We start from the raw sequence: 19,429 nt of genomic DNA on the forward strand, positions 1-19,429 counted from the left end.
GGCCCCGCCGGTCGCGCGGCGTCCTTCCGACACCTTCGAGTCCGCTCCGGCCGCCCGTCGCGGAGGCCCCGCGCTGGGGACGCCCGCGCCCGCGGCCACGCCCACCCCGGTGGGCACGTCCGGCACGGCGGTGCAGACGAACGGCGCCACGGTGGCGGACTACCAGGTGGGTCCTCCCCGGCGTCCGGACATCCACCACGACAACGGCTTCCTGCAGAACCCCAACGACCCCAACGACCCGAAACCCATCCCCACGGAGAGCCCGGGCCTGGGTGACTACGCGGCGCGGGCCGAGTGGGAGCTGAAGCTCAACGCCGCGCGCGCCATCCAGGGTGTGCCGGGCGTGCCGCACAACGACATCCCGGACGGCCTGGACACGTACGACCACTTCCTGCACGGGAACGGGGCGGACCGGCACTTCGACTACGAGCGCTTCGTCAGCACGGACCCCGCCGGCCAGGCGGTGCTCACCAACTCCACGCGCGACACGCAGCAGGCGGCGGAGGCGACCTACAACCAGATGATCGCCCAGGACCCGTCGCTCGCGGGCAAGCCGGTGACGTTCCAGATTACGGGCTCGCAGATTGGCGTGGGCTCCAGCGAGCAGTTCCCCTACCCGGAGACGGAGAACTGGCAGAAGGCGATTGGCGGCCACTCCATCTGGAACAGCGCGACGGTGACGGTCTACCCGCCGGAGACGCCGGGCGGGAAGCCCCGCTTCGAGATGGACATGACGCTCCACGCGGAGGACCGCTACAACTTCAACCCGGGCCAGGCGGACATCAACACCGGCACGCCGGACGCGGACAACGGCCGGCTGGAGCGCACGGGCCTGGGGCACCAGTACACCAACTACGGCACGCTCCAGCGGCATGTGACGTGGGACCAGGGGAGCCCCGAGAATGCGACGTCGCGTCCCATCGGTGGCCGTTAGGCGCACGCTGGCTACCACCCTGCTCGCGGGGTGTGTTTCGCTGGCCTGCGACAAGCCCTCAGGGGGGAATGCATCCATGACGACACAGACGGCCGCGCCTGCGGCGAAGACGGGGACGGACCTGGAGACGCTGGAGAAGACCGTGACGCTGCCGCGCCGCCCCCAGGCGGTGCAGTGGCGCACGTCTCCGCGCGGCATCCAGGGCGGGCTGGGCCCCACGGACACGCAGTTCCTCGCGGTGCTGGAGTACCCGGCGGCGGAGGCCCAGGCGCTCCAGGCCGAGCTGAAGCCCACGCGGCTGACGGTGAAGCTGGAGGACGGCGGGTGGCTGCCGGAGGCCACCCGGGAGGCCCTGAAGGGCGCCACCGCCTACGACGCGGCGCCCTTCTTCAAGGGCTCGCTGCGCCAGGGCACCGTGTTCCAGCTGCCCCAGTCGAGCACCTTCGTGCTGGTGCTCTTCAGCAGCTAAAGCCCGCGCGGAGAAGCAGGAAGCAGCAGGGGCCCGGACGCGAACGCTCGCGCCCGGGCCCTTCGCTTTTCAGGGACTACGTCGTGCCTTCGGGCCGGGACTTCTTCTGGGGCGTGGCGCCGTGGTGGGCGTTGCGCTGCGCGCCGGACCTCTCCCCCGAGCGGCGGTCCGCGCTGTTGATGATGGAGCTCGCGAGCAGGAAGGCGTTGAGGCGCAGCTGCATGAAGTTGTGCTCCACCTTCGGCGGCTGCTGCATGCGCAGGGTGCGGTCCTCACCCTGCTGGTGCTTGGGCCACTCCGTCGCGGACGCGGGCGCACCCGTGCGGGCGAACTGGAGCAGCCAGCCGCTCACCTGGCGTGAGTACGCGCGGTCCTCGTCGGTGAGCACCTCCTGGGTGGGCGGGCAGCGGGCCACCGTGTCCAGGAAGTACGGGATGTCCGAGCCGTGCGGGACGCCGTCGGGGTACTCCGGGCGCAGCTCGGTGGCGGTGTATTCGAAGTAGAAGCGCCACGCGTCGGAGACCTTGGTGTGCAGGTCCGCGACCTGCCGGGGGATGAGCGTGAAGACGATGTCGCGGCACACCTGCCGCGCCAGCTCCTCGTCCGGTGACACGCCCGGGTAGAGCAGGCCGATGGGCACGTTGTTGTCGCGCAGCGCCTGGAGGATCTCCATGGGGTCGCGGCCCATGGCGGTCATCACGCTCACGTCGTCGCTGGTGCTGCCCAGGATGAGCGGCACACGCGCCTGCTGCTGCGCCTTGAAGGTGGACAGGATGGACTGGGGCAGCACCGTGTCGCCGCACACGGCCACGGGCGCCAGCGAGTGCTCCGGCGGCTGCTGCCAGAAGGACTCCGCGGGCAGCTTGCGCATGCGCTCCGGCGTCGCGTCCGCGTCCGGCACGCCCATGCCGCGGATCAGCGCCTCGCCCTTGAGCAGCGCCTTGTCCAGCGGCATCTCATCCAGGCCGTACACGCTCATCGCCACGCCCCGGTGGAACAGGGGCTTCGCGGCCTCCATGCAGAAGAGGGACAGCACGCTCTTGGCGCCCGCGGACTGGCCGATGAGGGTGACGTTGCCCGCGTCCCCGCCGAACTTCGCGATGTTGCGGTTCACCCACTGGAGCGCGGCGACCTGGTCCAGCAGGCCGAAGTTGGCCGCGCCGCCGCCGGGCTCCTTCCGGAGCGCCGGGTGGGCCAGGAAGCCCAGGTGCCCCAGGCGGTAGTTGAGCGTGACGAGGATGGCGTCCCGGGACGCCATGGGCACGCCGTCGTACGGGGGCAGGCCGCTCGCGCCAATCACATACGCGCCGCCGTGGATCCACACGATGACGGGCAGTTTCGCCTGGGGGTCCACGCGGGGCGTCCAGACGTTGAGATAAAGACAATCCTCGCCCATCGGGTACGGGTCGCCGCCGCCGCCCGCGATGCATTCATCACGCGACTGGAGCGAGGACTTGCCGAACGTGGACGCCTGCCGGATGTGCTTCCAGGGCATGACCGGAGCGGGAGGACGCCACCGCAGCGCGCCCACGGGAGGCTGGGCGTAGGGAATGCCCTTGAAGGCATACACCCCTTCCTCGACGACGCCTTGGAGCTGTCCTTCGACCGTGCTGACGACGGGAGCCGACTGCTGAACCATGTTTGGAACCCCCCACGAGACCCGGCGCCAGGACCGGGCCGGTGCGAAGTAGAGGTTTCACCCATGCAAGTCAATGCATTGGGACCCAAAGACAATCACCCGTCCGCCAGCCGACGCGGCCCCAGACCCTGGAGCATCAGGGCAATGCCATACCGAGTTCCCGCAGGACAGTCCGGGCGATGGCGGCGTAGTCCCCGTCGAAGTGATGTCCACCCTTGAGCAGTACGGCGCGGGCGCCGGGCACGCCGGACAGCGTGGGGCAGAGGCTGTCGGACAGCTCCTCGTCACCGTAGACGCAGAGCACGGGCGTCCCCTTCAGGGCCTGCACGTCCGGGAGCACCGCGGCCGTGGGCTGGCCCCTGCCGCCGAAGAGGTCCGTGACGTGCACCTCGAACTCCGCCTCCTTGCCGGGCGCGAGCAGCACGGCCATCCGCACGCGCTCGCGCAGGTCCTCCGGCAGGCGCGCGGCGATGGCCGGCACCACGTCCGCGCCGCGCGAATAGCCCAGCAACACCACGCGCTGCTTGCCCCACGCGGACAGGAAGTGGCGCAGCGCGCGGGCCACGTCCGCGGACGTCTGCTCCGGCGTGCGGCGCTTCCAGAAGTAGCGCAGCGAGTTGAAGCCCACGACGGGGATGCCCTGCGCGGCGAGCGACTTGGAGACGGACTGGTCCAGGCTGGCCCAGCCGCCATCGCCGGTGACGAAGAGCGCCAGCGTGTCGCCCGGGACGTCCGGCGTCGCGGGGACCTCCACCAGCGACAGCCCCTCCACCGACGTGTCTCCGGAGAGCCCCGGGGTGCCAGCGTCTGGAGGCGACGCTGGCGTGGAGCCCGGCGACAGCCCCTCCGCGGGGAGCGGCGCGGCGGCGGCATCATGCGCGGCCAGCAGCGCCCCCCGCCATGCCTCCACCGGCATGCGGGCCAGGCCAGGCCCCGGCACCGTCAGCACGCGGGCCGTCGTCAGCGAGCGGGTGAAGTCGTGCGCCGCCTTCACCGGATGAGCCGGATCCCGGTCCGCGCCGAGCAGCACCCACGGTTGATTCAGCGCACGCGCCGGGGCCAGCCGCTCCCGCCGGCCCTTGTCCGAGCGTGAGCGCACGAGTCCCGCGCCCGGACAGAAGGCCGCGGACGTCGTCAGCTCCGGCGTGAAGTCCACGCTCACCGCGCCCCGGAACGTGCCCGGCGGAGCCTGGGCCAGCGCCGCGTAGGCCAGCGCCGCGCCCGCGCCGTCCCCCACGAGGACGGGGTGCAGGTACTCGGGCAGCTGCGCGTGCCGCTGGTAGCCCTGGCTCAGGAGCTCCAGGTCGCCCGCCGGATACGCGCACCGGGTGCCCTTCTCCAGGGCGCGCAGGAAGGCCCCGGCGTCCACGCCGAGCACCAGCGCGCCGTGCGAAGCCAGCGCCGTGGACAGCTTCAGCGCCCGGCCCTGATCCGCGGGCCCATCCGCCAGCAGGAGCACCACCGTCCCGGGCCTCCCCGGGGGCGTCACCACCGTGACGTAGCCAAAGCGGCCTCCGGGGTGCAGCGTCTCCACGCGCGGCGCGACGGGAGGTTGGGGCACGGGGACCGCCACCGGGGCCGGCGCGACGGAGGGCGCCGCGCACGTGCGAGCCCAGGGGATGAGCGCCAGCGCCAGCACGAGCACGGCCCCCACCAGGAACCCCTTCGCGCGCCTCCTCATCTCGCCACCACTCCACCCAGCCCGCGCGACACCAGCGACGCCACGCCCGCGAGCACGCCCGGCAGCGCGAGCCCGCCCGGCGAGGCCAGGTAGCGCGGCGCCCAGTCCGGACGGAACTTCTCCTTGTAGTGGCGCAGCCCCTGGAAGTTGTAGAAGTGCTCGCCGTGCCGGAACAGGAGCGCGCCCAGCCGGTTCCACATGGGTGCGAGCGCGCGCGCCTCGAAGCCGCTGAAGGGCGCCATGCCCAGGTTGAAGCGCTGGAAGCCCTGCCGCCGGCCCCACAGCATCAGCGACGTGAAGAGGAAGTCCATGGCCCCATGGGGACTGCCCGGCTGGTAGCGCATGAGGTCCACGCTCAGCTCCTCCTTCGTGTCCGGGGCCCACACGTTGGCGAAGCCCATGAGCACGCCGCTCCGGCGCACCAGCGCCACCGGCCCCTGCTCCAGGTAGCGCGGGGAGAAACAGCCCAGGCTGAAGCCCTTCTCACGCGTGTGCTTCTCCGCGAGCCACGCGTCGGAGATGGCCCGCAGCTGGGGCATCAGCTCCGGCACGGCCTCGCGCGGCTGCACCTCGAAGGTCCATCCCTCGCGCTCCATGTGGCGCATGCCGTGGCGCAGGCCCCGGCGCTCCGGCCCCTCCAGGTTGAAGTCCGGGAGCGGCACGGTGGCCTCCTCGCCCAGCTTGAGCAGCGTGAGCCCCAGGTCCAGGTAGCGCGGCAGCGCCCCCGGCCCCACCTGGTAGAAGCACGCCCAGCCGTGGTGCCGGTCCGCCAGCTCCAGGAAGCGCCACGCCAGCTCCGTCGCCGCGTCCGGCGGCCCCACCGGGTCGCCCATGGACACCCACGCCCGCCCCGACACGCCGTACATGAGGAACGCGGTGCCCGCGTCGTTGAGCAGCAGGGACTTGTCCCCCACCAGCGCCAGCGAGGCCATGGACTCCGGGGAGCTCGCCACCAGGGGACGCACCCGTTGCAGCTCCTCCACCGTCGGAGGATGCGTGCGCGGCGACGCCGGCCGCAGGAGCGCGGCCAGCCCCGCCACGACCGTCGCCCCCAGCACGCCCACGCTGGCGCGAAGGAAACGTGGCGCGTCGCCGGAGAAGGCGAAGTGCCACCAGAGGTCGTTGCGGTACTCGACGTGCCGGAAGGAGAAGAGCCCCAGCCACACCGACGCGCCCACCACCGCCGCCGTGGCCAGGAGCCACCCGGGGCTGAAGGCCTCCGCGAACAGCGACGTGTGCCGGTAGAACTGCTGATGGAACGGAGCCAGCGCCGCGGCCAGGACGAGCAGCAGCGTGGCCTCCTCGTAGTCCACGCCCTTCACCACGGAGAACACCGCGCCCGCCACCAGCAGCACCTGCGTCAGCACATAGGCCGCGTCCAGGCGCCGCTGGAGCCCGCGCGCGAGCAGGAGCAGCGACACGCCCACCAGGCTGCCCAGCAGGTGTGACACCTCCAGGAGCGGCAGCGGCACCAGCCGGCGCAGCAGCGCCAGCCGCTCGGCGACGGGCGGCGTCGCGCCGGAGAAGAGCAGCACCGTGCCCGCCACGAACGCCACCGCCGACGCGGCCCACGGCACCACCGGCGCGAACGAGCTGTGCACCACCTTCGCCAGCCGCGTGAGGTGGTGACGGCGCTGGAGCAGCTCATGCCCCGCGAGCAGCAGCGCCGCCACCGTGAAGGGCAGCAGGTAGTAGACGAGCCGGTACACGAGCAGCACGCCCACGACCTGCGGCGCGGGCACGCGGGGCGTGAGCGCGGAGAGCATCACCGTCTCGAAGACCCCCAGGCCCGCGGGCACCTGGCTGGCGATGCCCGCCAGCTGCGCCAGCGCGAACAGCGCGGTGAGCGACGGCAGCGACACGCTGTCCGGGGGCAGCAGCACCCACAGCACCGTCGCCGCCAGCACCCAGTCCCCGCAGGACACCACCAGCTGCGCCAGCGCCCGCGCGGGCGTGGGCAACGTCCACTCCAGGCCGCGAACACGCAGCGGCTTGCGCACGGTGGCGCACGCCACGAAATAGCCCACGAGCAGCAATCCCAGCGCGGCCCCCACTCCGTGCGCCACGGGAGTGGACAGGGACAGCACCCCGCCCCCGCCCTCCAGGAGCAACGACATGCCGGTGACGGCGGCCAGGCCCAGCCAGAACGTGAGCGCGTTGAACGCGGACACCCGCGCGACGTCCAACGCGGTGAGCCCCCACGCGGAATACAGCCGGTAGCGCACCGACCCGCCGCTCAGGAACGACGCGCCCAGGTTGTGCCCGAAGGCGTACCCCACGAAGGATGTGAGCCCCACGCGCGGATAGGGAATCCGGTGCCCCGCGTGCCCCAGCGCCAGCACGTCGTACAGCGTGAGCGCCGCGTAGTTCACGACCGTCACGGCCAGGGACAGGAGGATGCGACTCGCCGTCACGGCCGCGAGGCCCGCGCTCACGTCCTCGCGGCGGTAGTGCGACAACTCGCGGTGCAGCACATACGCCGCCACGCACAGCAGGAGCAGTGGCAGCGCCGTGGTGAGGACTCTCTGGACCTTCGACATGCCGGCTCTCCCCTGACCGGGAGGACACAGCATCCGGCGTGCCATGCCTCACGAAGAGGGGACACGAGGGCAGTCCTCCGCCCGAAAGGCCCCAGCCGTGGCACCTCGCCCCACCTTCCCGGGAGGAACGGCCAGGCGTCGTGCCTCCACGGCGCGCGGGAGGACGCCTGTGCTGAAGCCACGCATGGGACCTGGGTACAGACGCACCAGGAGTCCCTCCTCGCGCCGTCGCAGGCGGCGCCACGCCGGGCCCTCGCAAGCCCGTCCCCCTTCGGGACACGCGGGCCCTCCACGCCCGGAAGCCAGGGCTCCCCAGAGGAGCAGCGGACCCTCGGGGTAGGGTTGCGCGACAGGACCCGCGTCACACCGACTCCGAGAACAATTTCATGTTTTACGATTCTGTCCGGTCCGCTCCGTCTGTGTTGTGAACAGCGCGTGAAACGCAGCGGCTGGAGGCACGGCGGGGAGGCATCAGGGACCCATTTTACTTTTGACCCCCTCGCGCTGGAGCATGTGTCTTGAATGTGTCGCTCCCGCGTCTTCGCTCTCGACTTGTTGCCCCGGCATCCCTCCTTCCGCGGCCCCCGGAAGCTCCTCGCCTCGCGGCTCGCGGCCGTGGGGTCCGTGCTGCTGATGCTCCTCGCGGCCGCGCCCGCCGCCCGGGCGGAGGCCGCTGGGACGGCGTCCCAGCCCGCGCTCGACGGGTGGCGCTATCGCTGGGGAGACTCGCCGCTGGGCTCTGACGGCGTCCCCACGTGGGCGACGGAGCCGGAGGACGCGGCGGGCTGGCAGGCCGCGAGCGCGCTCCAGGAGCCACCGGGCCGCGGGACGAACACCTTCCTCTGGCTGAGCATCCCCGTGCCCCAGGGCCCGTGGCTGGAGCCCGCCCTCTTCCTGGGCAACGTCGCCAACGCCTTCGAGGTCTACGCCAGCGGCCAGCGCGTCTACACCAGCGGGACGCTGGCCCCCGGCGGCCAGGAGCTCATGGAGAACATGGTCTGGCACCTGGTGCCCGTGCCGCCCGCGTCGATGGGCCACCGCGTGCTCCTGCGCATCCAGGCGCATGGGCCCGCCATCGGGGTCACCCGCGACGCGAAGGTGGGCTCGCACCAGGCGCTGCTCGCGGAGGTGACGCGCCTGGGCCTGGCGCCCTTCGTCATGGGGACGCTGCTGGTCGGCATTGGCGCGGTGTCGCTGTGCGCCGCGCTCCTGCGCCGCCAGTGGCGGATGCTCGCCGCACTGACGGTGTTCTCCGCGGGCTCGGGCGCGCTGCTGCTCGGCTCCAGCGGCCTGTTCCCGGCGCTCTGGGGCAAGGCGGCCACCGGCAGCGTCCTCACGCTGCTGGGCTCGTACGCCATCCTGCCCGGCCTGGCGTGGTTCATCTCCGACACGGTGGGCACGGACAAGCTGCGCTGGTTCCGCAGGGGCGCGGCGGTCGTCACCGTGCCGGCCATCCTCCAGGCGATCATCGTGGTGATGGACCTGGGCTCCGCGTGGCGGCTGCTGTCCGCCTTCATCCTCTACTCGCTGCCCGGACTGCTGGTGTGCGTGGGGGTCGCGGTGGTGGAGTCCTTCAAGGGCAACAAGGACGCGCGCATCTTCGTCGCGGGCCTGGGGGTCCTCACCTTCGTGCTCCTGCTGAGCACCCTGCCGATGCTGGGCGTGATGGAGGCCACCGACAGCCAGGTGCACTGGGGCTTCTTCGCGCTCACGCTGTCGCTCGTGGCCATCGTGGCGCGGCGCTCCGCGGAGGTGGTGCGCTCGCTGGCGGAGTACACGCACCAGCTGGACGCGCGCCGCAAGGACGTGCGCCTCTTGGCCGAGGGCATGGGCCGCGGCGCGGACGAGCTCGCCGCCGTCGTGCAGCAGCTGCACACCTCCAGCGAGGAGCAGACCGTGGGCATCAGCCGCCAGGCCGCCGCGCTGCGCGAGCTGGAGGCGACGGTGGAGGAGATCCGCCAGGGCTCGCACCTGACGGCGGACAAGGCGCGCGTGCTCGCGGCGTCCGCGGAGAGCGCGGAGGCGGTGGGGCGCGAGGGTGGCGCCGCCCTGGAGCGCACGCTGACGGACCTGGCCGCCATCCGCACGGAGGTGTCGGGGATGGCCGCGCGCATCCTCGCGCTCGACGAGCGCACCCGCGAGGTGTCCAGCATCGTCGACGACGTGAAGACGCTGGCGGACCAGTCCAACATGCTGGCCATCAACGCCGCCATCGAGGCGGTGCGCAACGGCGACAGCGGCAAGGGCTTTGGCGTGGTGGCCAAGGAGATGCGCCGGCTGGCGGACCAGTCCATCCGCGCCACCGAGCGCATCCGCGACGTGCTCGACGGCGTGAGCATGAGCATGCGCGAGGCCGCGCAGATGAGCGAGCAGGGCGAGGCGCGCGTGCAGGTGAGCCTGGACGCGGTCCGCGGCTCCGGCGCGCAGCTGCAGAAGCTGACGAGCATCATCGGCGACACCACGGGCAGCGTGCGGCAGATCACCCAGGCCGTGGCGCAGCAGGACTCGGGCACGCACCAGATTGCCCAGGCCATCCAGGAGCTGTCCGGCCAGATGCAGCGCACGCTGCAGGCCGTGGAGGAGACGCGCACCGTCACGCACTCCGTGCAGACGCTGGCGGAGGTCATGTCGGGGGCCGCGAGCAAGGCGCTGCGCTCCGGCACGCTGGACGACCAGCAGAAGCCCGCGGCGGCGTGAAGCCCGGGCCCGGCCCGGCTACACTCCGGGCCATGGTGCCCCTGACCGACCACTCCGGGCTGTCCCCCGAGCGGCGCGCCGCCCTGGAGCGGCAGCTCGCGCCGCTCACGTTGCTCCAGGACGTGGTCCGCTGGGGCTTCGCGAGCAGGCCGCCGCGCGACGTGGCGGCGGTGGTGGTCCAGGACGAGTTCACCCACGACGTGGTGCTGCCCTGGGAGGAGACGCGCTATCTCGTCTTCGACACCACCTGACTGGGCGGCGTGACTTCGGTCTCCGTGTGGGACCGCTGCCCTACCGCGGATGAGTTGCTGGACGCGCGGCTGCGCGCCGGCTGGACACCCACGCCGACGAGCACCGTCGACGGGGACGTCGTCCTGGGCCACGCCGCGTGCCGGGTGCCGTCCGGGGCCCCGCGCTGACGTCCTGGCGACACTCGTCCGGGGCGATGCGTGGAGAACGCGACGTCCGGGGCGCGGAGGCGCGCGGGCGCTGACGAAGCCATGACGTGCGGGAAGTACGAGCACCGCCATGGAAGAGAGTCTGAAGCCCCGGTTGCGCGGCCTGTCCCACGTCATCGCGTTCGTGGCGGCGCTGGTGGGTTGCGTGCGGCTGGCGCAGCTGCCGGTGCAGGGCATGCAGTACGCGTCGAACCTGGTGTTCGGCTGCAGCCTGGTGCTGATGTTCGGTGTGAGCGGCGGCTATCACTGGCCCACGTGGAGCGCGGCGACGTACCAGCGGATCCGCCGGTTCGACCACGCGGCCATCTTCATCCTCATCGCCGGGAGCTTCACGCCGCTGGCGACGCTGGACCCCATGGGGGGCCTGAGCCAGCGGCTGCTCTGGGTGATGTGGGGCGCGGCGCTGACGGGAGCCACGCTGACGCTCGCGGGAATCTCCGCGTCGCGAGGCCTGCGCTCGGGGCTCTACGTGGCGCTGGGCTTCGTGGCGGCCCCGGTGTTCTGGAACCTGCCCGGGGTGATGGGCCAGGGCCGCGTGGGCTGGCTCTTCTTCGGGGCCATGCTCTATGCCGTGGGCGCGGTGGTGTACGCGCGCCGTTGGCCGGATCCCATCCCCCACGTCTTCGGCTACCACGAGGTGTTCCACGTCATGGTCGTCGCCGCGGCCGCCACGCACTACGCTGTGCTGCTGGACTTCGTGGGGCGGTAGGGGCGCCTTGCCTTCGAGAACAGGCCGTGGACATGCGTTTGCGCGCGTGCATCGCAATCCTGCTGTTCATTTCGGGCTGCGCCGCGACAGAGCCCATCACGAAGGAGCCAGCGGCCCGCGGCAGACGGATCGCCAACCTCCAGCGAGCGGCGGCGCTGCCCTGGCGAGACGATGGGCAGTGCGTCGTTCGCGAAGCGTCCCAGCCTTGGCCCGTGCTGGTGGAGCGGTGCTATCCGGCACTCGACCATGACCGGGTCGAGTTCCACGACACCACGGGGAGATGCACGGTCGCCTCCGCTGACGCCGCGACCATCGGACTCGGGTTCTGCGTGCTGGCGGCCCCTGAAATCGCCTTGGGAGCCGTCATCGTCCTGGGCGTGGTGGTGGTCGCCGTCGCCATCAAGGAGGAATGGGACGCCTATGAGCTACGCCACCTCTACCCCGAGGAGGCAGGGGCCTCGCGAGGAAGAATGGCGGCGTCTCGGGAAGCGGTAGCGAAGCGGAAGCCCGAGCTGGAGCCGGAGCCAGCGGGGAAGGACTGGAAGCCCCCCGTGCCCCCCGTGCCCGTGGACCGGACGCGGCGCGCCAGTTGTGAGCCGGTTCCGGTGCCTCACGCGGGCGAGGACAACGCGCACAACGAATGCGCCGACAAATTCCCGCCCAACCGCTACCCCGGTAACGACGTGCTCGTGAACGGCAAGCGGTTTGATGCGCTGCAAGTCGGCGTGCGTGTGCTGTGGGAAATCAAGACCCACCAATTCGACACGTATAGTGACTTTCTGCGGGATCGGGTGATTGAAGAACAAGTGGAAGAGCTTCAGAAGGACCGAGCCATCGCGGAGGCATGCGGGTATGACTTCATCGTGGGAGTGAGCAGTGCTGCACACAAAGCAGCGCTGGTTCGAGAGGATCCACGCCTCAACGTCGTTGTCACGGGGTGCAACCGATGACCATGCGAAAGCGCCTCGAATTGACCGTCTATGCCCCTCCACTCGAGGGGCGCGACGGCCGTCCACTCGCTATCGTCCGCGGCATGGAACTGGCGCTGCCCGGCTTGCGCCTGGAGTGGGAGGTCGACAAAGAAGGCCGTCCCGTCCCGTTACCGCAACGCGAGGCCTGGCTCGCTGAGGCAGCAACACGCGGAAAGCTTCCGCTGCTATGCAACGGCGACGAGAGCTACCCCGTGACCATTTCCGGGATGTACCGCTTTGCCAGTGCAAGCGCTGGCCGCCAGCCGCAGTTACAAATAAATGCGAAGCTACCGCAGGATGCGGCCGTTTTCGCGGCAGCGGCGGATATGCTTGAAGCCGTATCGGAGGGCGCACGCGCATTCTGGGGGCGTGCGGCGCCAGACGACGCTGCGCTGGACATCGCCTATCAGATCGCCCCCACGCGGGAAGGACCGCCGGCTCCCCCTCGGGGGCTGCCCGCCCTGAAGCTCTTCGAGCACATCCGCTCGCCGGAGATTCCCTACTACCTCGGTTGGCTGAACTACTGGTCGGATGCCGCCGCAAGGGCCATCGGGTTCCCGGATCCTGCTCGCGACACAGAATGGCTCTCACGGGCGCGGCGCACGGCGACGGGCGGGTGGATCGTGCAGCTGACGGAGGCGCCCCTCGACCTGGACGACCCCGCCCATCTGGAAGCGCTCAAACGGGCCTATGAGCGCTTCCCTGAAATCGGCGGGCGCGGAGTGCCTTGACCCGGGCGCGTCAGGGATTGCCGCGTCCGCCGGACGCGCCGTAGATCTGCCCGGTGGTGTAGCTGGCCTGGGCGCTGGCGAGCTCCACGTACACGGACGCGAGTTCCGCCGGCTGACCAGGGCGGCCCATGGGCGTGTTCTCCCCGAACTTGACCAGGTTCTCCTGCGTCTGACCTCCGCTCACCTGCAGCGGCGTCCAGAACGGACCCGGCGCGACTCCATTCACCCGGATGCCCTGCTTCGCCAGCTGCTTCGCCAGGGCCTTGGTGAAGATCATGATGCCGCCCTTGGTCATCGCGTAGTCGAGCAGGTTCTCGGACGGGTCGTACGCGTTCACCGACGTGGTGTTGATGATGGCGGACCCCGGCTTGAGGTGCGGCACCGCGGCCTTGGTGATCCAGAACATCGCGTAGAGGTTCGTCTTCACCGTCCAGTCGAACTGCTCGCTGGTGATGTCCAGGATGGAGTCCTGCGTCGCCTGCCTGGCGGCGTTGTTGACCAGGATGTCCAGCCCCCCCAGCTTCGCCACCGCGTCCGAGACCAGCTTCTTGCAGACGGCCTCCGTCCGGATGTCCCCGGGCAGCGCCACCGCCTTGCGTCCCTCCGCCTTGATCAGCGCCACCACCTCCTGCGCATCCGGCTCCTCCGCCGGCAGGTAGTTGATGGCCACGTCCGCGCCCTCGCGCGCGTAGGCGATGGCGGCCGCGCGACCGATACCGGAGTCCCCGCCAGTGATGAGCGCCTTGCGGCCCGCGAGGCGGCCAGAGCCCTTGTAGCTCTTCTCGCCGTGGTCGGGCCGGGGGTTCATCTTGCTCGCCAGGCCCGGCCAGGGCTGCGACTGCTTCTCGAACGGCGGCTTCGCGTAAAGGGCGACGGGATTCTGGAGCGGCTGCGCGGGCGCTGGGGCCGTGCCCGCGTCCGGAGCCGCCGCGGCGGGCGTCGTGGCGAACACGGCGGCGATGCCCGTCGCCAGCCCGCCCACCACCTGGCGGCGTGAAGGCGGGTTGCTGTTGTCATCCGATTCCATCGTGTCGCTCCTGACCAGGGGGAAAGCCGTGCGACCTAAGCGGGTCCGGGAGGCACTGGGAAAGGCATTCATGTCAACGGACCAATGGGCGACACCCGGGCCCACGACACACGCAATGACTGTCAGACACCGCACGCCACATCGGCCGCCACTCCAGGTGCCGCGCCTCATGGAGGGATGGACCCTTCATCCGAGGAGAAACCACCATGGCCGACCCGACGATCACCACACAGTGCTGCATCGCGGGCGGAGGGCCGGCGGGAATGATGCTGGGGCTCCTGCTCGCCCGGGCCGGCGTGGAGGTGGCGGTGCTGGAGAAGCACGCGGACTTCCTCCGCGACTTCCGGGGCGACACGCTCCACCCGTCCACGCTGGAGCTGGTGCACGAGCTGGGCTGGCTGGACGAGCTGCTCGCCCTTCCCCACTCGAAGATCCTGGATCTGCGCTTCCAGGTCGGCGCGCACGAAGTCACCGTGGGGGACTTCCGCCACCTCCCCACGCACGCGCGCTACCTGGCCTTCATGCCGCAGTGGGACCTGCTCGACTTCCTCGCGCGCAAGGCCGCCATGTACCCGACCTTCCAACTGCTCCGCCGCACGGAGGTAACGGACCTCGTGCGCGACCAGGGCCAGGTCGTCGGTGTCCGCGCGCGGACGCCAGCGGGCACGCTGGAGGTGCGCGCGTCGCTGGTGGTGGCGGCGGACGGCCGGAAGTCCACGCTGCGGCAGCAGTCCGGCCTGGAGGTCCAGAACCTGGGCGCCCCCATGGACGTGCTCTGGTTCCGAGTGACGCGCAGACCTGACGACCCCAGCCCGCCCCTGGGCCACTTCGAGCGCGGAGCGCTCTTCCTGCTCATCAACCGGGGCGACCAGTGGCAGTGCGGCCGGGTCATCCCCAAGGGCGGCATCGCGTCCGTCCAGGCGCGCGGCCTGGAGTCCTTCCGGGCCGAGCTCGTGAAGCAGGCGCCGTTCCTCGCCGACCGCGCCGGTGAAATCCGAAGCTGGGACGACGTGAAGCTGCTGACCGTGCGGGTGGATCGGCTGCGCACCTGGTATCAGCCCGGCCTGCTGTGCATTGGCGACGCGGCGCACGCGATGTCGCCCGTGGGCGGCGTGGGCATCAACCTGGCGGTGCAGGATGCCGTGGCCACCGCCAACCTGCTCGCGGGTCCCCTGCTCGCCCGGCGTGTCACCACCGAGGACCTGCGCCGCGTCCAGCAGCGCCGCGAGCTCCCCACCCGTCTCACCCAGCGAGCGCAGGTGCTCATCCAGAACCGCGTGGTGGACCCGGCGCTCCGGAAGCGTGCTTTCCGCAACGGCCGGCTGCCCTTGAGCCTCCGGCTGGTGAAGCGCATCCCCGCGCTGCGCCGCATCCCCGCGCGCCTGATAGGCCTGGGCGTTCGCCCCGAGCACATCCACACGCCGGCCGCTTCACCCCTGCACTGAGGACCGCCGGAGCGCCGCTTCCTCCGTCCCGGCTACAGGCACGGTTGTCCCGGCGCATCCTGGCCCAAAGCTTCGCGGGGAGTGCCTGACGCCCGTGCATCACCCTCCTGCGCGTCAGGCCAGGAGGAACCATGACGAGCTCACGAACGACAGCCCTGCGAGAAGTCCGCTCCCAGGCAACCGAGGCCCGCGAGGAGCTCCGCTCCGGCCAATGGAAGCTGACCGCCGCGGTGGTGGTCGCGGGAACGATGATGTCCGTGGGGATGAAGCGCCGCTCGCTCGGGGGCACGGTGGTGGCCCTGGCCGGCGGCGCCCTGCTCTACCAGGGCCTGCAATCCCAGCGGCGCGCGCTCTCCTCGGTCGCTCGGAAGGCCCGCCGCGCATTGACAGGCGGGGAAGCGCGGCACGGACAGCTCATCGAGGTGGAGCACACGCTCACGGTGGGACGTCCGGTGGAGGAGCTCTACCGCCTGTGGCGTGAACCCTCCACGCTGAGCCGCCTGATGGAACACTTCGCGGAGGTCACGCCCACGGCCGGTGACGGCCGGCACTTTCGGATCCACGGGCCGCTGGGACGCGAGGTGAGCTGGGACTCGCGCCTCGTGGAGGAGCGCTCGCCGGAGTTCCACAGCTGGGAGTCCACGGAGGACAGCCCCGTGAAGACACGAGGGTGGGTGCGCTTCCGGCCCGCTCCGGACGGGGGCACGGAGGTGACGTTGCACCAGGCCTTCCTGCCCCCGGGCGGTGCGCTGGCCGAGGCGCTGGCGATGCGGATGCGCGGCGTCCCCGCCATGCAGGTGAGGAAGGTGCTGCGCAGCTTCAAGAGTCTGGCGGAGACCGGAACGATTCCCACGGAGGACGCGCCGAAGGGCTACGGGTTCTTCAAGCAGAAGGTGGGTGGCTACGTGCGGAACGTGTTCACTCCTTGAGCCGCGGGCGTCCTGCCCTTCCCACAACTCAACACCCGTGCGCCGGGCGGATCCGTCCGTCATCGCCGGAGGGCTTCGAGGTGACGCGCTACGCGGACGGCCTGCGCAACCCCGTGGGCATGGGCTGGACCCCGGGCACGCTGTGGACGGCGGTGAACGAGCGCGACGACCTGGGCGAGGATCTGGTGCCGGACGTGCCCCTGGGTTCCCGCACCGCGTCGCTGCGCCTGGCTTTTCCGGAGAGTTACCGGGGTGGCGCGTTCATCGCGCGGAACTGTCTGGCCACAAGGTCGTGTTCGTGCCGGTCAAGGACGGGAAGCCCTCCGGCCCGCCGGAGGACTCCCTCACGGGCGTCATCGCCGACGCGGCCCAGTCCCGGGTGCATGGCCGGCCGGTGGGCGTCACGGTGCTGCCGGACGGCGCGTTGCTGGTCGCGGATGACGCCAGCAACACGCTGTGGAAGGTGACCGCGAAGCGCTGCAAGGCAATGCCTAGCAGCCCATGCAGACCGGCCGGATGGTCTGCCAGCTACCGCAGCCGTTGTCACCGCAGCACGTCTGGTAGAGCGTACCGCTCCGGCCGTAGGAGCCCTGCGGCCAGGAGCCATCGCCGCCCACCTCGCGACACGCGGCGCAGGTCGAAGACCAGATGACCTGATCCGCCACGTATTCGCCCATGGCACAGTCGGGCGTCTTGCCAATGCCCTGCTCCACCTGCGCGGCCTCACCGGCGGGCGGCGACGCATCCTGCTCCGACGCCGGGCCACAGGCGGAGAGGAGACCCACGGAGAAGGTCGTCAAAACCAAAGCGCGGATCATGTTTCGCATGCGGGAGGCTCCAGGTGACGGAGGCGGAAATGCCTCGCGTCCCCACAGTCCGGCAGAAAGCGATATCCTGCGCAACCGGGGCGTTTGACTTTGACCCCTGCTGTTCCTTTCCCACCCCGGTACTCTCAATGGCTCTCTTCCGTCCGCTGGCGGTGTTCCCTTTCCTGATGCGTTGGAGTCTGTGTCTCGCCATGGTCACGACGGCCGGTGCCTGCCGCTCCGAGAGCAAGGCGGAAGCGCCACCCGCGCCCGCGCTGGCCGCCGCGCCGGAGCCACCCACGGAGCTGCATGGCGTCGGGAGTGTCGAAGGCGTGGATGCCGCGTATGACCGCTCCCGTCAGCCCGCCCGGTTCGTCGCCGCGCTGGGGCTCTCCCCGGGGCAGCGGGTCGCGGACGTTGGAGCCGGGCTGGGGTACTTCACGCAGCGGCTCGCGGAGGCGGTGGGCCCCACGGGCCAGGTCGTCGCCACCGACATCAACGACGAAGTCATCCAGCGGCTCCGCGCGCGGGTCCTCGGACGCAAGAACATCGAGGTGCGCAAGGTGGCCCCGGACGCGCCGGGGCTCGAAGCGGGCGCGTACGATTTGATCCTCCTCTCGGAGGTGGATCACTTCTTCGCGGACCGGGTGGACTACCTCACGCGGCTGCGTCCCGCGCTTGCGCCCCAGGGCCGCATCGCGGTGACACACCTCAGGGCCATGCGGCCCCCGCTCGTCGCCGCCGTGCAGGCCGCAGGCTACGTCATCGCCTCCGAGTACAACGACCTGCCGGACCACTACCTGCTCTTCCTGCGGCCCGCCGTGAGCCCCTGACGGCCTCAACCGTCCAGAACCCAGGCCTTCGCGCGCGGGAGCGTCCACTCCCCGGCAGTCCCCGGCGCCTGTCCGCCAACAGGACCGCCGCGCCGCAGTGAGCGCCCTACCCTTCCGCCGCGCGAACGCAACGGACGCGGCACGGTGCCGCACCGCGCATGGGGAGACGGACGCCATGGGTATCAGCAAGGGCAGTGCGCAGTGGAACGGCGGGTTCAAGGACGGCAAGGGCTCGATGAAGCCCGGTCACGCCGCGGAGGTCCCCTTCTCGGTCGGCACCCGCTTCGAGGGACAGCAGGGCAGCAACCCGGAGGAGCTCATCGGCGCGGCGCTCTCCGGGTGCTTCTCCATGGCCCTGTCGGTGGGGCTGGAGAAGGCGGGCCTGAAGCCCACGCGCATCCAGACGAACGCGGACGTGCACCTGGACAAGCAGGGTGACGGCTTCGCCATCACCACCATCGACCTCACCACCGAGGCCACCATCCCCGGCGCCGACGACGCCCGGTTCCAGAAGATCGCCGAGGAGACCAAGAAGGGCTGCCCCGTCTCCAAGGCGCTCGGCGGCGTGAACATCACGCTGAAGGCGAAGCTCGCGACCTGATGGGCCTCGCGCCGGCCTCAGCCGCCGGCGCACGCGTCGCGGCAGTCCTGCCGGCACGCGACGACCTCGGGCGTGTTGCCCACGCAGGTCGCGTAGCACTGGCTCAGGCACGGCGTGAGCGCATGATCCGCCGTGCCGGGCTCCTCCGCGGACGGGTCGAGCGCGTCCCCCGGAAGGCCTTCCCCGGGCGGGCCATCCACCGGGGGAGCGTCCGCGGGGCCACAGGCCGCCAGGAGCCCTCCCACCGCGGCCAGCGCCATCATCCATTTCCGCCGCATGCGCCACCCCTTCCGCTGGACGGTGAAGGCTTCACTCTAGCCGCGAAAGCCGTGGAAGAATCAGGGCCCGTGGCCGATTCGCCCACCAGGAGGTCTTCTGCGCAGGTGGGTGAGACGGACGATGTCACGGACGCGGTTCGGCGCGCGACGAGGGGGGAGTCGTCCGCCTTCAGCGAGCTATACCGTCGCACCCGCCCCTTGGTGGCCCGGCTGGTCGCGGGTTTCGGCACATTGGATCCCGACGAGGCGGAGGACGTCCTACAGGAGTCCTACGTGAGGGCGTTCCGGGGGCTGCCCCAGCTGAAGTCGGCGGGGGCCTTCACCCCCTGGTTGTTGACCATCGCGCGCAACCGGGCGCGCACGCGGCTGGAGCGCCGCAGCCTGCTCCAGCGGATGGAGGAGGAACTGACGGACCCGACGCCGGAGACGGTGCCTGCCCTGCCACCCACGCTCCAGGTGGAGCGGGACATCCAGGTGGTGCGGCAGCTCATCGCGGAGCTGCCCGAAGGCGAGGAGAAGAAGACCGTGCAGCTCTTCTACATCGAGGGTCAGCTCTCCGCGCGGGAGATCGCCGAGCAGCTCGGCGTGGGAAAGAGCACGGTCACCATGCGGCTGGAGCGATTTCGCGGGCGCATCAAGCGCGAGCTCCTCTTGCGGGTGCTCGCCGGACGGTGGGATTGA

At 71.0% G+C, this 19,429-nt stretch carries 19 protein-coding genes and 1 pseudogene; 14 read left to right on the forward strand and 6 right to left on the reverse strand.

What is annotated here, in order from left to right:
• Positions 1-934: hypothetical protein (locus tag D7Y21_RS27410; protein WP_121716681.1), on the forward strand; the 934-nt coding region annotated here is incomplete at its 5' end.
• Between the two features lie 76 nt (positions 935-1,010).
• Positions 1,011-1,403 (forward strand): hypothetical protein, encoded by a 393-nt coding sequence (locus D7Y21_RS27415; RefSeq protein WP_121716682.1) that lies wholly within the window; start codon positions 1,011-1,013, stop codon positions 1,401-1,403.
• 76 nt (positions 1,404-1,479) lie between these two features.
• Here the strand turns inward: D7Y21_RS27415 and D7Y21_RS27420 are convergent, their stop codons facing one another.
• The 3 genes from D7Y21_RS27420 to mprF form a co-directional block, all read right to left on the reverse strand.
• Positions 1,480-3,042 carry a carboxylesterase/lipase family protein gene (locus tag D7Y21_RS27420; protein WP_120568258.1) on the reverse strand — a complete coding sequence of 521 codons (1,563 nt, stop codon included), beginning with the start codon at positions 3,040-3,042 and terminating at the stop codon, positions 1,480-1,482.
• 136 nt (positions 3,043-3,178) lie between these two features.
• Positions 3,179-4,723 carry a virulence factor family protein gene (locus D7Y21_RS27425; protein WP_121716684.1) on the reverse strand — a complete coding sequence of 515 codons (1,545 nt, stop codon included), beginning with the start codon at positions 4,721-4,723 and terminating at the stop codon, positions 3,179-3,181.
• On the reverse strand, positions 4,720-7,263 hold the full coding sequence (gene mprF, locus D7Y21_RS27430) for a bifunctional lysylphosphatidylglycerol flippase/synthetase MprF (RefSeq protein ID WP_121716686.1): 2,544 nt from the start codon (positions 7,261-7,263) through the stop codon (positions 4,720-4,722). The genes D7Y21_RS27425 and mprF overlap by 4 nt, the downstream gene beginning before the upstream one ends.
• A gap of 522 nt (positions 7,264-7,785) precedes the next feature.
• Between mprF and D7Y21_RS27435 the strand changes: the two genes are divergently transcribed.
• From D7Y21_RS27435 to D7Y21_RS27455, 6 genes are all read left to right on the forward strand, one after another.
• Positions 7,786-9,960, forward strand: a complete 2,175-nt coding sequence (locus D7Y21_RS27435) for a methyl-accepting chemotaxis protein (RefSeq protein WP_121716688.1) — start codon at positions 7,786-7,788, stop codon at positions 9,958-9,960.
• Positions 9,957-10,211 carry a hypothetical protein gene (locus D7Y21_RS27440; protein ID WP_233612301.1) on the forward strand — a complete coding sequence of 85 codons (255 nt, stop codon included), beginning with the start codon at positions 9,957-9,959 and terminating at the stop codon, positions 10,209-10,211. Before D7Y21_RS27435 ends, D7Y21_RS27440 begins: the two co-directional genes overlap by 4 nt.
• A 9-nt stretch (positions 10,212-10,220) precedes the next feature.
• Complete coding sequence (locus D7Y21_RS41945; protein WP_158619468.1) at positions 10,221-10,379, forward strand: hypothetical protein; 159 nt, start codon at positions 10,221-10,223, stop codon at positions 10,377-10,379.
• Between the two features lie 109 nt (positions 10,380-10,488).
• Complete coding sequence (locus tag D7Y21_RS27445) at positions 10,489-11,127, forward strand: hemolysin III family protein (protein WP_120568253.1); 639 nt, start codon at positions 10,489-10,491, stop codon at positions 11,125-11,127.
• Positions 11,128-11,159: 32 nt separating this feature from the next.
• On the forward strand, positions 11,160-12,077 hold the full coding sequence (locus D7Y21_RS27450) for a DUF6310 domain-containing protein (protein ID WP_121716717.1): 918 nt from the start codon (positions 11,160-11,162) through the stop codon (positions 12,075-12,077).
• Complete coding sequence (locus D7Y21_RS27455; protein WP_121716691.1) at positions 12,074-12,829, forward strand: DUF5953 family protein; 756 nt, start codon at positions 12,074-12,076, stop codon at positions 12,827-12,829. The genes D7Y21_RS27450 and D7Y21_RS27455 overlap by 4 nt, the downstream gene beginning before the upstream one ends.
• A gap of 10 nt (positions 12,830-12,839) precedes the next feature.
• Here D7Y21_RS27455 and D7Y21_RS27460 read toward each other — a convergent pair whose 3' ends face one another.
• Complete coding sequence (locus tag D7Y21_RS27460; RefSeq protein WP_121716695.1) at positions 12,840-13,856, reverse strand: SDR family oxidoreductase; 1,017 nt, start codon at positions 13,854-13,856, stop codon at positions 12,840-12,842.
• A 206-nt stretch (positions 13,857-14,062) separates the two neighbouring features.
• Between D7Y21_RS27460 and D7Y21_RS27465 the strand changes: the two genes are divergently transcribed.
• The 3 genes and pseudogenes from D7Y21_RS27465 to D7Y21_RS43010 form a co-directional block, all read left to right on the forward strand.
• Positions 14,063-15,301, forward strand: coding sequence for an FAD-dependent oxidoreductase (locus D7Y21_RS27465; protein WP_121716696.1), 1,239 nt, complete (start codon positions 14,063-14,065; stop codon positions 15,299-15,301).
• Between the two features lie 131 nt (positions 15,302-15,432).
• Positions 15,433-16,230 (forward strand): SRPBCC family protein, encoded by a 798-nt coding sequence (locus D7Y21_RS27470; protein WP_121716699.1) that lies wholly within the window; start codon positions 15,433-15,435, stop codon positions 16,228-16,230.
• Positions 16,231-16,292: 62 nt separating this feature from the next.
• Positions 16,293-16,708, forward strand: a pseudogene (locus tag D7Y21_RS43010) (sorbosone dehydrogenase family protein); the annotation flags it as partial.
• A gap of 13 nt (positions 16,709-16,721) precedes the next feature.
• Here D7Y21_RS43010 and D7Y21_RS41950 read toward each other — a convergent pair.
• Positions 16,722-17,057, reverse strand: coding sequence for a hypothetical protein (locus tag D7Y21_RS41950; RefSeq protein ID WP_158627364.1), 336 nt, complete (start codon positions 17,055-17,057; stop codon positions 16,722-16,724).
• Between the two features lie 191 nt (positions 17,058-17,248).
• On the opposite strand from D7Y21_RS41950, the gene D7Y21_RS27480 reads away from it, so the two are divergent.
• Both D7Y21_RS27480 and D7Y21_RS27485 read left to right on the forward strand, forming a co-directional pair.
• On the forward strand, positions 17,249-17,869 hold the full coding sequence (locus D7Y21_RS27480) for a class I SAM-dependent methyltransferase (RefSeq protein ID WP_233612302.1): 621 nt from the start codon (positions 17,249-17,251) through the stop codon (positions 17,867-17,869).
• Positions 17,870-18,044: 175 nt separating this feature from the next.
• Entirely contained in the window at positions 18,045-18,470 is a 426-nt protein-coding gene (locus D7Y21_RS27485; RefSeq protein ID WP_121716703.1) for an OsmC family protein, read from the forward strand.
• Positions 18,471-18,487: 17 nt separating this feature from the next.
• Here the strand turns inward: D7Y21_RS27485 and D7Y21_RS27490 are convergent, their stop codons facing one another.
• A complete protein-coding gene (locus D7Y21_RS27490) occupies positions 18,488-18,748 on the reverse strand; it encodes a hypothetical protein (protein ID WP_121716704.1) in 261 nt (86 codons plus the stop codon).
• Between the two features lie 105 nt (positions 18,749-18,853).
• Between D7Y21_RS27490 and D7Y21_RS27495 the strand changes: the two genes are divergently transcribed.
• Positions 18,854-19,429 carry an RNA polymerase sigma factor gene (locus tag D7Y21_RS27495; RefSeq protein ID WP_199724690.1) on the forward strand — a complete coding sequence of 192 codons (576 nt, stop codon included), beginning with the start codon at positions 18,854-18,856 and terminating at the stop codon, positions 19,427-19,429.

The organism is Corallococcus sp. AB045, assembly GCF_003668895.1.
GTDB lineage: Bacteria > Myxococcota > Myxococcia > Myxococcales > Myxococcaceae > Corallococcus > Corallococcus coralloides.

Excerpts from the sequence above, each read along its gene's own strand:
- D7Y21_RS27415 (WP_121716682.1), top strand. The coding sequence starts at position 1,011 with ATGACGACACAGACGGCCGCGCCTGCGGCGAAGACGGGGACGGACCTG.
- D7Y21_RS27420 (WP_120568258.1), bottom strand. The coding sequence starts at position 3,042 with ATGGTTCAGCAGTCGGCTCCCGTCGTCAGCACGGTCGAAGGACAGCTC.
- D7Y21_RS27425 (WP_121716684.1), bottom strand. The coding sequence starts at position 4,723 with ATGAGGAGGCGCGCGAAGGGGTTCCTGGTGGGGGCCGTGCTCGTGCTG.
- mprF (WP_121716686.1), bottom strand. The coding sequence starts at position 7,263 with ATGTCGAAGGTCCAGAGAGTCCTCACCACGGCGCTGCCACTGCTCCTG.
- D7Y21_RS27435 (WP_121716688.1), top strand. The coding sequence starts at position 7,786 with ATGTGTCGCTCCCGCGTCTTCGCTCTCGACTTGTTGCCCCGGCATCCC.
- D7Y21_RS27445 (WP_120568253.1), top strand. The coding sequence starts at position 10,489 with ATGGAAGAGAGTCTGAAGCCCCGGTTGCGCGGCCTGTCCCACGTCATC.
- D7Y21_RS27450 (WP_121716717.1), top strand. The coding sequence starts at position 11,160 with ATGCGTTTGCGCGCGTGCATCGCAATCCTGCTGTTCATTTCGGGCTGC.
- D7Y21_RS27455 (WP_121716691.1), top strand. The coding sequence starts at position 12,074 with ATGACCATGCGAAAGCGCCTCGAATTGACCGTCTATGCCCCTCCACTC.
- D7Y21_RS27460 (WP_121716695.1), bottom strand. The coding sequence starts at position 13,856 with ATGGAATCGGATGACAACAGCAACCCGCCTTCACGCCGCCAGGTGGTG.
- D7Y21_RS27465 (WP_121716696.1), top strand. The coding sequence starts at position 14,063 with ATGGCCGACCCGACGATCACCACACAGTGCTGCATCGCGGGCGGAGGG.
- D7Y21_RS27470 (WP_121716699.1), top strand. The coding sequence starts at position 15,433 with ATGACGAGCTCACGAACGACAGCCCTGCGAGAAGTCCGCTCCCAGGCA.
- D7Y21_RS41950 (WP_158627364.1), bottom strand. The coding sequence starts at position 17,057 with ATGCGAAACATGATCCGCGCTTTGGTTTTGACGACCTTCTCCGTGGGT.
- D7Y21_RS27480 (WP_233612302.1), top strand. The coding sequence starts at position 17,249 with ATGGTCACGACGGCCGGTGCCTGCCGCTCCGAGAGCAAGGCGGAAGCG.
- D7Y21_RS27485 (WP_121716703.1), top strand. The coding sequence starts at position 18,045 with ATGGGTATCAGCAAGGGCAGTGCGCAGTGGAACGGCGGGTTCAAGGAC.
- D7Y21_RS27490 (WP_121716704.1), bottom strand. The coding sequence starts at position 18,748 with ATGCGGCGGAAATGGATGATGGCGCTGGCCGCGGTGGGAGGGCTCCTG.